At 60.3% G+C, this 14,665-nt stretch carries 10 protein-coding genes; 8 read left to right on the top strand and 2 right to left on the bottom strand.

The genetic code is table 11. The features are described 5' to 3' along the window. Nucleotides 1–17: 17 nt before the first annotated feature. Both BFN10_RS04030 and BFN10_RS04025 read right to left on the bottom strand, forming a co-directional pair. Nucleotides 18–1,412, bottom strand: coding sequence for a PhoH family protein (locus BFN10_RS04030; protein ID WP_071488573.1), 1,395 nt, complete (start codon nucleotides 1,410–1,412; stop codon nucleotides 18–20). A gap of 339 nt (nucleotides 1,413–1,751) precedes the next feature. Next, nucleotides 1,752–2,876, bottom strand: coding sequence for a polysaccharide deacetylase family protein (locus BFN10_RS04025; RefSeq protein WP_071488572.1), 1,125 nt, complete (start codon nucleotides 2,874–2,876; stop codon nucleotides 1,752–1,754). Between the two features lie 119 nt (nucleotides 2,877–2,995). Here BFN10_RS04025 and yaaA point away from each other — a divergent pair, with 119 nt between their 5' ends. The 8 genes from yaaA to BFN10_RS03985 all read left to right on the top strand — a co-directional run bounded on the left by yaaA (nucleotide 2,996) and on the right by BFN10_RS03985 (nucleotide 14,659). Further along, nucleotides 2,996–3,775: a peroxide stress protein YaaA gene (gene yaaA / locus BFN10_RS04020; RefSeq protein ID WP_071488571.1), complete on the top strand. Its 780-nt coding sequence runs from the start codon at nucleotides 2,996–2,998 to the stop codon at nucleotides 3,773–3,775. A gap of 888 nt (nucleotides 3,776–4,663) precedes the next feature. After that, the gene (locus BFN10_RS04015) at nucleotides 4,664–5,980 is read left to right on the top strand and encodes a nucleotide sugar dehydrogenase (RefSeq protein WP_071488570.1); all 1,317 of its coding nucleotides are present in this window, start codon (nucleotides 4,664–4,666) and stop codon (nucleotides 5,978–5,980) included. An 83-nt stretch (nucleotides 5,981–6,063) separates the two neighbouring features. After that, nucleotides 6,064–7,545: a mannuronan synthase gene (alg8, locus tag BFN10_RS04010; RefSeq protein ID WP_162276396.1), complete on the top strand. Its 1,482-nt coding sequence runs from the start codon at nucleotides 6,064–6,066 to the stop codon at nucleotides 7,543–7,545. A gap of 38 nt (nucleotides 7,546–7,583) precedes the next feature. Beyond that, a complete protein-coding gene (locus tag BFN10_RS04005; RefSeq protein WP_071488569.1) occupies nucleotides 7,584–8,750 on the top strand; it encodes an alginate biosynthesis protein Alg44 in 1,167 nt (388 codons plus the stop codon). A gap of 2 nt (nucleotides 8,751–8,752) precedes the next feature. Continuing rightward, a complete protein-coding gene (gene algK, locus BFN10_RS04000) occupies nucleotides 8,753–10,147 on the top strand; it encodes an alginate biosynthesis TPR repeat lipoprotein AlgK (protein WP_071488568.1) in 1,395 nt (464 codons plus the stop codon). Then, nucleotides 10,144–11,631, top strand: a complete 1,488-nt coding sequence (locus tag BFN10_RS03995) for an alginate export family protein (RefSeq protein WP_071488567.1) — start codon at nucleotides 10,144–10,146, stop codon at nucleotides 11,629–11,631. Before algK ends, BFN10_RS03995 begins: the two co-directional genes overlap by 4 nt. Next, complete coding sequence (gene algG / locus BFN10_RS03990; RefSeq protein ID WP_071488566.1) at nucleotides 11,631–13,199, top strand: mannuronan 5-epimerase AlgG; 1,569 nt, start codon at nucleotides 11,631–11,633, stop codon at nucleotides 13,197–13,199. The genes BFN10_RS03995 and algG overlap by 1 nt, the downstream gene beginning before the upstream one ends. 11 nt (nucleotides 13,200–13,210) lie before the next feature. Further along, the gene (locus BFN10_RS03985) at nucleotides 13,211–14,659 is read left to right on the top strand and encodes an alginate O-acetyltransferase (RefSeq protein ID WP_071489094.1); all 1,449 of its coding nucleotides are present in this window, start codon (nucleotides 13,211–13,213) and stop codon (nucleotides 14,657–14,659) included. Nucleotides 14,660–14,665 lie beyond the last annotated feature (6 nt).

Genomic DNA, 14,665 nt, shown 5'->3' with positions numbered 1-14,665 from the left:
TTGGTAGGTGCTGACGGTCAGAGATGGGATTCGGCGTATTCGGCCAGGATCGAACGTGGAACACCCTGCAGCGCAATGTGCACGCCGTTCGGGAAGTCTTTGAAGCGTTCAGTCAGGTACGTCAGCCCGGAGCTGGTCGCGGACAGGTAAGGAGTGTCGATCTGTGCCAGGTTGCCCAGGCACACCACTTTGGAACCAGCGCCGGCACGGGTGATGATGGTTTTCATCTGGTGCGGCGTGAGGTTCTGGCATTCATCGATCAGGATCAGGCTCTGCTGGAAGCTGCGACCTCGGATGTAGTTGAGGGATTTGAACTGCAACGGCACTTTGCTGAGGATGTAGTCGACACTGCCATGGGTGTTTTCATCATCCATGTGCAAGGCCTCGAGGTTGTCGGTGATCGCCCCCAGCCACGGCTCCATTTTTTCCGCTTCGGTACCGGGCAGGAAACCGATTTCCTGGTCCAGGCCCTGCACGCTGCGGGTGGCGATGATGCGGCGATAGCGTTTGGTCACCATGGTCTGTTCGATGGCGGCAGCCAGGGCGAGGATGGTTTTCCCCGAGCCTGCGGCGCCGGTCAGGTTGACCAGGTGGATGTCAGGATCGAGCAGCGCGTACAGCGCCAGGCTCTGGTAGATATCACGCGGTTTCAGGCCCCAGGCCTCCTGGTGCAACAGGGGTTCCTGATGCAGGTCGAGGATCAGCAACTTGTCGACCTGGATCTCTTTGATCCAGCCCACGAAGCCCTGTTCGTCGACGATGAACTCATTGATATGTACGGCCGGCAGGTTTTCGATCAGCTGCACCTGGTGCCAGGTACGGCCATGGTCCTGACGGGTTTCGACCTTGCTGACGCGGTCCCAGAACGAGCCGGTAATCATGTGATAACCACGGGACAGCATCGACACGTCGTCGACCAGTTGGTCGGTACTGTAGTCCTCGGCCGCGATCCCACACGCTCGGGCCTTGAGGCGCATATTGATGTCTTTGGTCACCAGCACTACGCGCAGGTCCTTGTCACGGGCATGCAGGTCGATCAATTGGTTGATGATTTTGTTGTCGTTCAGGTTTTCCGGCAGCAGGCTGTTGGGCTCGCTGCGCTTGCTCATCAGAATCGACAGCAAGCCCTTGGGTCCGCTTTTGCCACGCTGGATCGGCACGCCGACTTCGACATCTTCTGGCGAAGCTTCGCCCAATGTCTTGTCGATCAGGCGGATGGCCTGGCGGCATTCGGCGGCCACGCTGTGGTGCCCGCTTTTGAGTTTATCGAGCTCCTCAAGCACGATCATCGGGATGGCGACGTGGTGTTCTTCGAAGTTGAGCAGTGCGTTTGGATCGTGGATCAATACGTTGGTATCAAGCACATAAAGGATTGGCTGGTCGGAAGAAGGGTTACGTCCATGATCATCCATACTCGGTCACCTTTGTGGGAGCCAGTCGACGCAATACCTGGGCGGTGCTGCGCCTCGATTCGACCACCGACTGCACCTGAGTGACGTCAAGCGCAGTGCCCACATGAGGAGTCTTGGAAGACGCCACCTGTGTTGCAGGTTTCGGCGATCTGACTTCGTAATACCGCAAAACGTGTGACAGGAAAAAGCACTTTGACGCTTTTTTGAAGTTTATTTTTCAGGATGACGAATAGCACTAGCCGAGTGCCACTTACCCCGCTAAAGTCGGAAGTCCGCCTGCATCGAAATGTCGCACAAAATTACCCCGAAATCGCCCAAAACCCAACAGTTCCGGGCACTTCAGCGAAACGCCTCCCGGCAGTCCTGCCAACCCAGACCACTCTGCGCCGTCGCCTGCAACAGCATGGGCAAAGCGACCCGTGCCTTGTCCTGGGTGTCGTGGAACACAATCACGCCTTTGCGCCACAACAGCATCAAGGTCAGCACCCGTTGCGCCGACTCATCGGCCTTGAGCTTGCCCGGTTCATCCTGGGAATCGATGTCCCACAACGCCACCTGCAAGCCCTGGGCTTGAAAGAACCCCTGGCTGTCCGCGCGGCGCTGGCCATAGGGCGGACGGAACAGCGGCACGTAGTTTTCCGGCATCAGGTTTTGTGCCAGCGAAGCGCTGCGGGTAATCGAGCTCTGCCAGTCCACCCAATGGCTGTGGGAACGGTACTGCCAGCCCTGGGTGCCGACGCACTGGCCCTGGTACAGCGCCTGCACATCGGCAACCGAACTGCGCTCGACACGGGCCTGCAGGCTGCTGCCAAGGGTGAAGAAGGTCGCGCTCATCTTCTGCTTGCGCAAATAGTCGGCGAGCCAGTCGGTATTGCCGCTGACCGGCGCAGGGCCGCCGTCGAACGTCAGCAGGAACAGGCGGTCGTTGAACTCGTCGCCATTGCGCTCATGGTCGCCGAAACGTGCGACTTCGCTGCTGATCTGCGGAAACAGCGCGGCCTTGCGCAGCAATTCATCCAGGTAGCGCTCATGGAAGGTATGGCTCGGAGCGGCCCAGCCTATATAGAAGGAGTCTTCGCTCACCTCGAACTTGCCGGCCTGCTCGCGCAGGTCGTCCATGTTCTCCACCAGATAGCAGAACGAGGCGTCTTCCTCGCAGCTCTGCTGGGCGAAGGTGTAGTTCTCCAGCAGGCGCTGCCAGAGCTGGCGGCGCAGGTCGTCGATGGCGGCCAGGTTGATGATCTTCAGGCCCAGGCGCTGCTTGAGCGCGGTTTCGTCCTGGTTCTCGCTGGCCAGGAGGCTGTGGGCGAACATCAGGATTTCGGCGCGTGAAGCCACGTCGAACAGCGCCGGGCTGCCGAGTTTTTCGGGCCAGGAGCCACGGTCCAGGCTGGCCACATCCACGGGCGCCGCCTGGGCATTCAGGCATAGCAGGCATGCCGACAATAAAAGCGCTATTCGCACACAGGGTCTCCCTCTCCAGAGTCACCGGCCATCATAGCGGATCACGCCTATCGCCATCATAGGTGGAGTCAAAACGCCCCAGCCCCTAGAATCGCCTCACGTTTAAAGGAGACGACTTCATGCTGATGGTGATTTCCCCCGCCAAGACCCTCGATTTCGAGACCGCGCCGGCGACCCAGCGCTTTACCCAGCCGCAGTACCTGGACCACTCCCAGGAGCTGATCGAGCAACTGCGCACCCTCAGCCCGGCGCAAATCAGCGAATTGATGCACGTATCCGACAAGATCGGCGGCCTCAATGCCGCCCGCTTCGGCAGCTGGACCCCGGCATTCACTCAGGACAATGCCAAGCAGGCGCTACTGGCCTTCAAGGGCGATGTGTACACCGGCCTGAACGCCGAGACCTTCAGCGATGCCGACTTCAGCTACGCCCAGGACCACCTGCGCATGCTCTCGGGCCTGTATGGCCTGCTGCGCCCCCTGGACCTGATGATGCCGTACCGCCTGGAAATGGGCACCAAGCTGCCCAATGCCCGTGGCAAGGACCTGTACGCCTTCTGGGGCACGCGTATCAGTGAGTGGCTCAACCAAGCGCTGGCCGAACAAGGCGACGACGTGCTGCTAAACCTGGCCTCCAACGAATACTTCTCGGCGGTCAAGCGTACGGCCTTGAAGGCGCGGATCATCAACACCGAGTTCAAGGACCTGAAGAACGGCCAGTACAAGATCATCAGCTTCTACGCCAAAAAAGCCCGGGGGATGATGAGCCGCTTTGTGATCGAGGAACGCATCAACGACCCGGCGAAGCTCAAGCAGTTTGATGTGCAGGGCTATCGCTTCAACGCCGAGCAGTCCAAGCCGGATAACCTGGTGTTTTTGCGCGATCACGCACCAGAATAAAGCTCCCGAGAACACTGATGAACAAATGTGGGAGGGGGCTTGCCCCCGAAGACGATGGATCAGCCAGCTTATCTTTAGCTGACCCACCGTCTTCGGGGGCAAGTCCCCTCCCACATTTTTAACCGCATTTTAATTCGCGAATCGTCATTTTTTTGACGTCAAAAAATATCCCGACGCATCTCTAACAATTCTTTCACTCGACATTCGTCGATTTTTTTCGTAGTGGCACCACTTTTTTCAAACACTAGTGGCACAAAACTATCCCAGCGCGCCAACTCCCTATAACTACTGGCTCAAATAGCAAGTGCTATCAATATACTACCAGTGCCATCTTTCCTAATATTTCAAGAAATTTCAGGAAACAGGATGAGCGGCCCGGAACTTCGTCTAAACGCACGGCTCATACCACCGGTAACGAAATTCTCTGCTTCTGTAAGAGATGACTTACATGACGACCCAAGGAAGTAGCAAAGTTGCCCCATCAACTTTGACTCACGGGTCATATCATCAACTGATATGAGTTGAGGGCGGCGATAAGGATTAATTGCTATCCCCTATAGGCCAAGGCAGCGCTTACCCAAATGTGTCAGTGATGACACCCAAGATGTTGATAAATAAGGGCTTAAAGCCCCCATCAGGATCTTGTGGCACTGGCGTCGGCACCTTTCCCCAGAAAGGCCGGCTGCATTTCAGGGCAAGCCCCAATAACAAGGCCAAGTTGCGCACAACTTGAGTGCAATTGTTAGTCACTCGCTAATTAACATGCCTGTACGCGGTAAGTTGGCGTCTATTCGCCTAACTTTCGCGGCATCAGTGACGCTTGCAAACATGAACTCCGCCATTAATTGGCATGATTAACACAGTCTTGAAGACAAAGAGGTAAATGCGATGCGCATCAGCATATTTGGTCTCGGTTACGTTGGCGCAGTCTGTGCCGGTTGCCTGTCTGCCCGTGGCCACGAAGTGGTCGGCGTAGACATCTCCAAGGATAAGATTGACCTGATCAATGCAGGCAAATCGCCCATCGTTGAGCCCGGTCTGGGCGAGCTGTTGAGCCAGGGTATCGAAACCGGCCGACTGCGCGGCACGACCAACTTCGCCGACGCCATCCGCGATACCGACCTGTCGATGATTTGCGTCGGCACGCCGAGCAAGAAAAACGGCGACCTGGAGCTCGATTACATCGAAGCCGTGTGCCGCGAGATCGGTTTTGTCCTGCGTGACAAAACCACCCGCCACACCGTGGTCGTGCGCAGCACCGTACTGCCGGGCACCGTGGCCAACGTGGTGATCCCGATCCTCGAAGACTGCTCCGGCAAAAAAGCCGGCGTCGACTTCGGTGTCGCGGTCAACCCGGAATTCCTGCGTGAATCCACCGCCATCGCCGACTACGACCAGCCACCGATGACGGTCATCGGCGAGTTCGACAAAGCCTCCGGCGATGTCCTGCAGTCGCTGTACGAAGAACTCGACGCACCGATCATCCGCAAGGACATCGCCGTTGCCGAAATGATCAAGTACACCTGCAACGTATGGCACGCCACCAAAGTGACGTTCGCCAACGAAATCGGCAACATCGCCAAGGCCGTCGGCGTCGACGGTCGCGAAGTGATGGAAGTGGTATGCCAGGACAAGACCCTCAACCTGTCCCAGTACTACATGCGCCCAGGCTTCGCCTTCGGTGGTTCGTGCCTGCCCAAAGACGTGCGTGCCCTGACCTACCGCGCCAGCTCCCTGGACGTGGAAGCGCCGCTGCTCAACTCGCTGATGCGCAGCAACGAGTCCCAGGTACAGAACGCCTTCGACATCGTCTCCAGCCACGACAAACGCAAAGTCGCCCTGCTGGGCCTGAGCTTCAAGGCCGGCACCGACGACCTGCGCGAAAGCCCGCTGGTTGAACTGGCCGAAATGCTGATCGGCAAGGGCTTCGACCTGAGCATCTACGACAGCAACGTCGAGTACGCCCGTGTCCACGGTGCAAACAAGGACTACATCGAAGGCAAGATCCCGCACGTGTCGTCCCTGCTCAACTCGGACTTCGACGATGTGATCAACAACTCCGACGTGATCATCCTGGGCAACCGTGATGAGAAGTTCCGTGCCCTGGCGCAGAACGCACCACACGGCAAGCAAGTGATCGACCTGGTGGGCTTCATGTCCAAGGCCACCTGTGCCACAGGCCGTACCGAAGGCATTTGCTGGTAACAGCAACGGCAAGTTCCGGGCTGCAAGCGTACCTATCCCCAGCGCTTGCAGCCGGGAGCCTTCTTCACCTTCGGATGACGCTTATGTCCAAGTTAAAACACGTACTGCTCCAATCCGCCGGCTGGCTGTTCTTTTTGAGCCTGCTGATGGGACTCGCCCTGCTCTTGCCGGCGAGTACGTTCGACTCCGAGTCGAAGAATTTTATTTTCCTGATTGGCGCCGTCGGCATCTGGCGCTACTCGATGGGTGCTACGCATTTCTTTCGCGGCATGCTGTTCCTGTACGTGGTCTACCCGCACCTGCGCCGCAAAGTGCGCAAGCTGGGCAAGGCCGCCGACCCGTCCCATGTGTTCCTGATGGTCACCAGTTTCCGTATCGACGCGCTGACCACTGCGCAGGTCTACAGCTCGGTGATCCGTGAAGCCATCGAATGTGGCTTCCCCACCACCGTGGTCTGCTCGCTGGTGGAAATGTCCGATGAGCTGCTGGTGAAGAGCCTGTGGGAACGCATGAATCCACCGGAACACGTGAAGCTCGACTTCGTGCGCATCGCCGGCACCGGCAAACGCGACGGCCTGGCTTTCGGTTTCCGCGCCATCTCCCGCCACCTGCCGGACGACCGTGCCGTGGTTGCCGTGATCGATGGCGACACCGTGCTCGCCGAAGGCGTGGTTCGCAAGACCGTGCCGTGGTTCCAACTGTTCGGCAACGTCGGCGGCCTGACCACCAACGAGTTCTGCGAAGTGCGCGGCGGCTACATCATGAGCGAGTGGCACAAGCTGCGTTTCGCCCAGCGTCACATCAACATGTGCTCCATGGCCCTGTCCAAGCGCGTGCTGACCATGACCGGCCGCATGTCAGTGTTCCGTGCCAGCGTGGTCACCGACCCGGGCTTTATCGCCGACGTGGAAAGCGACTCGCTGCAACACTGGCGCCTGGGCCGCTTCAAGTTCCTCACCGGCGACGACAAGTCCAGCTGGTTCAGCCTGATGCGCCTGGGCTACGACACCTTCTACGTGCCGGACGCCGCAATCAACACCGTGGAACACCCGCCGGAAAAGAGCTTCATCAAGGCCAGCCGCAAGCTGATGTTCCGCTGGTACGGCAATAACCTGCGCCAGAATTCCCGTGCCCTGGGCCTGGGTGTGCGTCGGCTGGGCCTGTTCACCAGCATCGTGCTGTTCGACCAGCGCGTGTCGATGTGGACGTCCCTGCTCGGCCTGACCGTGGCGATCATCGCCACCTTCAAATACGGCGGCGCCTTCATCCTCGCGTACCTGCTGTGGATCGGCATCACTCGCCTGATTCTCACCCTGCTGCTGTCGTGCTCCGGCCACAAGATCGGCCCCGCGTACCCGGTGATTCTCTATTACAACCAGATCATGGGCGCGCTGGTGAAGATCTACGTGTTCTTCCGCCTCGATCAACAGTCCTGGACCCGCCAGGACACCAAACTGACCCGCGATTTGGCCAGCTTTCAACGTTGGTTCAACACCTGGTCGTCTCGGACCATGACCTTCTCCGCCGGCAGCATCTTCGTTGCCGTGTTGCTGATGATGGTCTGACCCTGCCAAGCCTGAATTAACTCTAGGAAATTGCCCTGATGAACAGCCAAGTAAATGCCAATGTTGTCCACGAATCCGAAGCCCAGCGCCAACATGCCCGCGTAAAAATCCCGGCCAAGCTGCGCTTCTTCAACACCGACCGCACCCAGACCGAAGCACGGGTGATCGACCTGTCCGCCGGCGGCCTGGCATTCACCGCCACCCAGCCGTTGACCGTCGGCGAAGTGCACAAGGGCCGCCTGCAATTCGTCATCGATAACCTCGGCCTGGCCATGGACGTGGAACTGCAGATCCGCTCCTACGACCGCCAGACCGGCCGCACCGGTTGCCAGTTCCAGAACCTCGACGCCCAGGATATTTCCACCCTGCGCCACCTGATCACCTCGCACCTGTCCGGTGACATCGTGACCATGGGCGACGTGCTGGCGACCCTGCAACGTGACAACTTCACCAAGGCACGCAAGGTCAAGGACAGCGGCAGCAACATGAGCGCCGCCGGCCGCCTGCGCGCCGTGGTGTTCAGCGCGGGTATCTTCATCGTCGGCCTGGCGGCTTTCGGTTTCGTCTTCAAGTCGGTGTACGGCATGTACTTCGTCAGCCACGCCCAGGCCGGCCTGGTGAGCGTGCCCGGCATGAACGTGACCATGCCACGCGACGGCACCGTGCAGAGCCTGCTCAAGGGTGACGCGGTCGCCGCCAAAGGCGCGCCACTGGCAACCTTCAGCACCAGCATGCTCGACGTGCTCAAGGGCCACCTGGACGAAGACCAACTGCAACCGGCCAAGGTTGAAGAGCTGTTCGGCAAGCAAATGACCGGCACCCTGACTTCGCCGTGCGATTGCGTGGTGGCGCAGCAACTGGTGGCTGACGGTCAGTACGCCAGCAAGGGCGACGTGATCTTCCAACTGGTCCCACGCGGCAGCCAGGCCAACGTGGAAGCACGCTTCACCTATCGCCAGTTCGCCGATGTGCGCCCAGGTACCCCGGTGAGCTTCCAGGTGGCCGACGAGGAGCAGATCCGCACCGGCACCATCGTCAGCAGCACCAGCCTGAACAGCGCCGACCTGTCCTCCGACATCCGCGTGCAGATCAAGCCGGACGCACCGCTGGACAGCACCTACGCCGGTCGCCCGGTGGAAGTCACCAGCGACCGTGGCCCATCGCTGAACTGGCTGATCGATAAAGCCATGGCTGCGGGTCTTTAATCATGAGCGCCCTTCGAAACCTGCCGGTGCCCTTGGCGCTGGCCATCGCCCTCGCCGGTTGCGCCGGCCTGCCCGACCAACGCCTGGCCAATGAAGCGCTCAAGCGTGGCGACACCGTCACCGCGCAGCAGAATTACCAGCAACTGGCGGACCTGGGCTACAGCGAGGCCCAGGTGGGCCTGGCTGACATCCAGGTAGGCACTCGCGATCCGGCGCAAATCAAACAGGCCGAAGCCACCTACCGTGCGGCAGCGGACACCTCGCCCCGCGCCCAGGCGCGATTGGGTCGCCTGCTGGTGGCCAAGCCCGGCAGCACCGAGGCCGAACACCATGAAGCCGAAGGCCTGCTGAAAAAAGCCTTTGCCAATGGCGAAGGCAACACCCTGATTCCGCTGGCGATGCTGTACCTGCAATACCCGCACAGCTTCCCGAACGTGAATGCCCAGCGGCAGATCAGCCAATGGCAGGCCGCCGGTTACCCGGAAGCCGGCCTGGCCCAGGTGCTGCTGTATCGCACCCAGGACACCTACGACCAGCACTTGGATGACGTGGAGCGCATCTGCAAAGCCGCGCTGAACACCACCGACATTTGCTACGTCGAACTGGCCACGGTCTACCAGAAAAAAGCCGAGCCGGAAAAACAGGCCGAACTGCTCAAGCAAATGGAAGCCGGTTACAGCCGTGGCACCGTTACCGCACAGCGTGTCGACAGCGTGGCGCGTGTGCTGGGTGACGCCACCCTCGGCCAGCCGGACGAAAAAACCGCCCAGGCCCTGCTGGAAAAAATCGCCCCTGGCTACCCGGCTTCCTGGGTCAGCCTGGCGCAACTGCTCTATGACTTCCCGGAACTCGGTGACGTCGACCAGATGATGAAGTACCTGGACAACGGCCGCGCCGCCGACCAGCCGCGCGCCGAACTGTTGCTGGGCAAGCTCTACTACGAAGGCAAGTGGGTGCCGGCGGATGCCAAGGCAGCCGAAGCGCACTTCGAAAAAGCCGTGGGCAAGGAAGTGGCCGCCGATTACTACCTCGGCCAGATCTATCGCCGTGGCTACCTGGGCAAGGTCTACCCGCAAAAAGCCCTCGACCACTTGCTGACCGCTGCGCGCAACGGCCAGAACAGCGCCGACTTCGCCATCGCCCAGTTGTTTTCCCAAGGCAAGGGCACCAAGCCCGACCCATTGAACGCCTATGTCTTCAGCCAGTTGGCCAAAGCCCAGGACACCCCGGAAGCCAATGACCTGGCGGCCCAGCTTGAAGCGCCCTTGACGCCTGAACAACGCGCCCAGGGCCAACGCCTGGTGCAACAGGAACTGGCCGCCCGCGGCACCCTGGCCCAGAGCACGTTGCAACTGCACGCCCTGGATGAAGAAGACGACGGCGAGGAATCCCTATGAAGCTCAACCCATTCGTCAAGGCCGGCATCGGCCTGACCTTCGCCCTGCTGTGGTCGTGCCCGACCCTGGCCGCGCTGACCGAAGCCAAGAACTTCGGCCTGGAAGTCAAAGCCACCGCGCAGTCCGAAGATGACCGCGACCTCGGCACGCAAAAAGGCGGCGACGTCAACGGTATCGGCCTTGACCTGCGCCCGTGGATCTACGGCGAAAGCGGCGCGTGGAGCGCCTATGCCATGGGCCAGGCGGTGGCGTCCAGCGACATCATCGAGACCGACACGCTGCAACAGTCGGCCGATGACGCGAACCAGCAAACCACCAACAACGACCGCAAGGCCAAGAAAAACTACCTGGCCATGCGCGAGTTCTGGGTCGGCTACAGCGGCTTCACGCCCTACCCTGGCGAGATCCTCAAGCTGGGTCGCCAACGCCTGCGCAATGACGACGGCCAATGGCGCGACACCAACATCGAAGCGCTGAACTGGACTTTCGACACGACCCTGCTCAAGGCCAATGTCGGCGTCGCCGAACGTTTCAGCGAATACCGCACCGACCTCAAGGAACTGTCGCCCAAGGACAAGGACCGTCAGCACCTCTACGCCGACGCCGCCTACCAGTGGACGCCCGGTCAGTGGATCGGCCTGCGCGGTCACCACACCCATGACAACGGCAAGCTGGACTACCCGGAACCGGGCGTACCCACCGACTCGTTGGACAAGCGCGAAAACGGCGACCTGACCTGGCTCGGCATCGAAGCCAACAGCGACGCCTACAACTGGCGCAATACCAACACCGTCAACTACTGGGCCAGCATCACCGGCATGCAGGGCGACCGCGACACCGTCAACGCGTTGAAAGCCGACGGCAGCCGTCCCGACCAGGCCAAGCGCAGCGATGACGTGAATGGCTGGGCCACCGACCTGGGTATCCGCCTGCGCCTTGACCCGCAGTGGCAAGTGGGCGCGGCCTACTCCCGCGCCAGCGCCGAGTACGAGCAGAACGGCCTGCAAAGCAACCGTTCGAACTGGACCGGCACCCAGTCCCGCGTGCACCGCTTCGGTGAAGCCTTCCGTGGCGAAATGAACAACATGCAGGCCATGAGTCTGTTCGGTTCCTGGCAGCTGCGCGAGGACTACGACGCCAGCCTGGTGTACCACAAGTTCTGGCGTGTCGACGGCAACAAGCCGGTGGGCAGCAACGGTATCGATGCGGTGCAGAACAACACCGACGACGTCACCGGCGCGATCCTGTCCAGTACTTCCCTGCCCCTTGAAGATGGCAAGAAAGACCTGGGCCAGGAGATGGACCTGGTGGTCACCAAGTACTTCAAGACCGGCCTGTTGCCGGCTGCGCTCAGCCAGTCGATCGACGAGCCGTCAGCGCTGGTGCGTTTCCGTGCCGGCGTATTCAAACCGGGCGATGCCTATGGCAGCAACGTCGACTCGTACATGCATCGCGCGTTTGTCGACGTGATCTGGAAATTCTGATGGGAGCCCGCCCAATGAATGCTCAAAGCCTACTCGTCGCGGCAATGCTGTTGGCCAGCGCCACAGCGTTTGCCGATACGGCGGCCAAGGCGCCGACCATCGCCAAGGAACTACAGCAGGCCAAGACCTACACCATCTCCAGCCCGCCTACCGCGCCGCTGGAAATGGCCAAGCCGGCCCTGCCGGACCTGTCGGGCTACACCGCCGCGGCGATGGAAAAAAAGATCGTAAGGACCAAACCGGGCAAGATCAGCATCCGCCGCATGATGCAGGAAGACGCGCTCAAGGACTTCATCGGCGGTGACAACAAGATGGCCGAATGGGTGGTGCGCCAGCACGGTATTCCCCAGGCGATCTTTGTCGACGACGGCTACATGAACCTCAAGGACCTGCTGGGCAAGGTGCCCAAGCAGTACCTGAGCGAGACCTCGCCGGGTGTGTTCCTGGCCAAGTTGCCGATCGTGGTCGGGCGCAAGGGCATCCTGGAAATCGACAAGAAGACCCAGGAGCTGCGCCTGTCCCAGGAAGGCGGTTCGTTCCTGATCAACGACGGCCAGCTGTTTGTGCATGACACCAAGGTCACCGGCTGGAGCGAAAAGGCCAACGGCCCGGCGCTGTTCAAGTCGCCCAAGGAATTCCGCCCGTTCCTGCTGGCCTGGGGCGGTACCGAAACCTACATTTCCAACACCAAGATGGCCAGTTTCGGCTACGCCAACAGTAAGTCGTACGGGGTGAGTATTTCCCAGTACACGCCGAACATGGCCAAGGTGCTCAAGCGTCCCGAGCCGACCGGCTGGATCATCGATTCCGAGTTCTCGGACATGTGGTACGGCTTCTACTGCTACGAGACCACGGGCTTTGTGATCAAGGGTAATACCTACAAAGACAACATCGTCTACGGCATTGACCCACACGACCGTTCCCACGGCCTGATCATCGCGGACAACACCGTCTACGGCACCAAGAAGAAGCACGGCATCATCATTTCCCGTGAAGTGAACGACAGCTTCATCTTCAACAACCGCAGCTACGACAACAAGCTCTCGGGCCTGGTAATCGACCGTAACAGCGTGAACAACCTGATCGCCGACAACGAGATCTACCGCAACCACACCGACGGCATCACCCTCTATGAGAGCGGCGACAACCTGCTGTGGGGCAACAAGGTGATCAGCAACCGCCGCCACGGCATCCGCGTGCGCAACAGCGTGAACATCAAGCTCTACGAAAACACCGCGATGGCCAACGGCCTGACCGGTGTGTACGGCCACATCAAGGATTTGACCGACACCGACCGCGACATCGCCCTCGACCCGTTCGACGCCAAAGTCTCGCTGATCGTGGTGGGCGGTGAACTGGCGGGTAACGGCAGCGGGCCGCTGTCCATCGACTCGCCGTTGAGTATCGAGCTGTACCGCGTATCGATGCTGGCACCGACCAAATCCAGCGGCATCAGCTTCTCCGGCGTGCTTGGCGATCGCCAGGAAGAGATTCTCGACCTGCTGGTGCGCCAGCAGAAAGCCGTGCTGATCGACCCTGTCGAACGCCAGACCGAAATGCAGGACTGAGGATGACCCTTATGCACCCACACATGATCAAACTGCTGAGCCTCTCGGGTCTGACCCTCGGCCTGCTCGCGGCCAGCCAGGGCGTACGCGCCGACGACGTCAAGGCGCCGACCTTCACCGCCGAGCCATGCTGCAGCCTGTGCCCGGCCGCCCATGATGCGCGCAACTACACCACGCGCTATCAGCAGAACTTCACCACCCTGGTGCAAGCCCAGGGCGACTGGTTGTTCCGCACCCAGGAAGACCTGCGTACCGAATTCGACACCACCCCGTCCGGCTACAAGCGCATGCAACAGCTGCACGACGCGTTCAAGGCCAAGGGCGTGGAACTGGTGGTGGTCTACCAGCCGACCCGTGGGCTGGTGAACCGCAACAAGCTCAACCCGGAAGAGAAAGCCAAGTTCGACTTCGACAAGGCCCTGGGCAACTACAAGACCATGCTCGGCCGTTTCGCCAAGATGGGCTACGTGGTGCCGGACCTGTCGCCGCTGACCAACGAGCAACTGCCGGATGAGCTGCCGGCCCACGATTTCTACTTCCGTGGTGACCAGCACTGGACCCCGTACGGCGCCCAGCGCACTGCGAAAATCGTCGGAGCCAAAGTACGTGCGATGCCCGAGTTCGCGGATATTCCCAAGCGTGAGTTCGAAACCAAGCGCTCCGGGCGCATGGGCAAGACCGGCACCCTGCACAACATGGCCGGGCAACTGTGCGGCACCAGCTACGCGATCCAGTACATGGACCAGTTCACCACCGAGCCCAAGGGCGAAGCGGGCGACGGCGACCTGTTCGGCGATTCGGGCAACCCGCAGATCACCCTGGTGGGCACCAGCCACAGCGGCAAGAACTACAACTTCGCCGGCTTCCTGGAACAGGAAATCGGTGCCGACATCCTCAACGTCGCCTTCCCCGGCGGCGGTCTGGAAGGTTCGATGATCCAGTACCTGGGCAGCGATGAATTCCAGAAGAGCCCGCCGAAAATCCTCATCTGGGAGTTCTCGCCGCTGTATCGCCTGGACCAGGAGACCATCTACCGCCAGATGATGGCCCTGCTCGACAACGGCTGCGAAGGCAAGACCGCGCAGATGACCGCGAGCACCACCTTGAAACCCGGCAAGAACGAATTGCTGGTGAACAGTTCGAACAAAGACCTGCGTAATGCCAATCACCAGGTCGATATCCGCTTCGCCGATCCGTCGGTGAAAACCCTGCAAGCCACCCTCTGGTACATGAACGGGCGCCACGAGGACATCAAGATCGAGAAACCCGAGACATCCGATACAGACGGGCGTTTCGCCTTTGAACTGCGTACCGATGAAGACTGGGCCTCGCAGAACCTGCTGGCCGTGGAAGTGCAGGGTCCCGAAGCGGGCGCTGCTGCGCAGAAGGTCGAAGCGAAAATTTGCACACGCAACGTATTCCCGGCCGGTGGTCAACAGACCGCTTCAACTGGGAAATGAGGTTAC

This window comes from Pseudomonas extremorientalis (assembly GCF_001870465.1).
GTDB classification, from domain to species: Bacteria; Pseudomonadota; Gammaproteobacteria; order Pseudomonadales; family Pseudomonadaceae; genus Aquipseudomonas; species Aquipseudomonas extremorientalis.
This window is presented reverse-complemented; position numbering and strand designations above follow the sequence as displayed.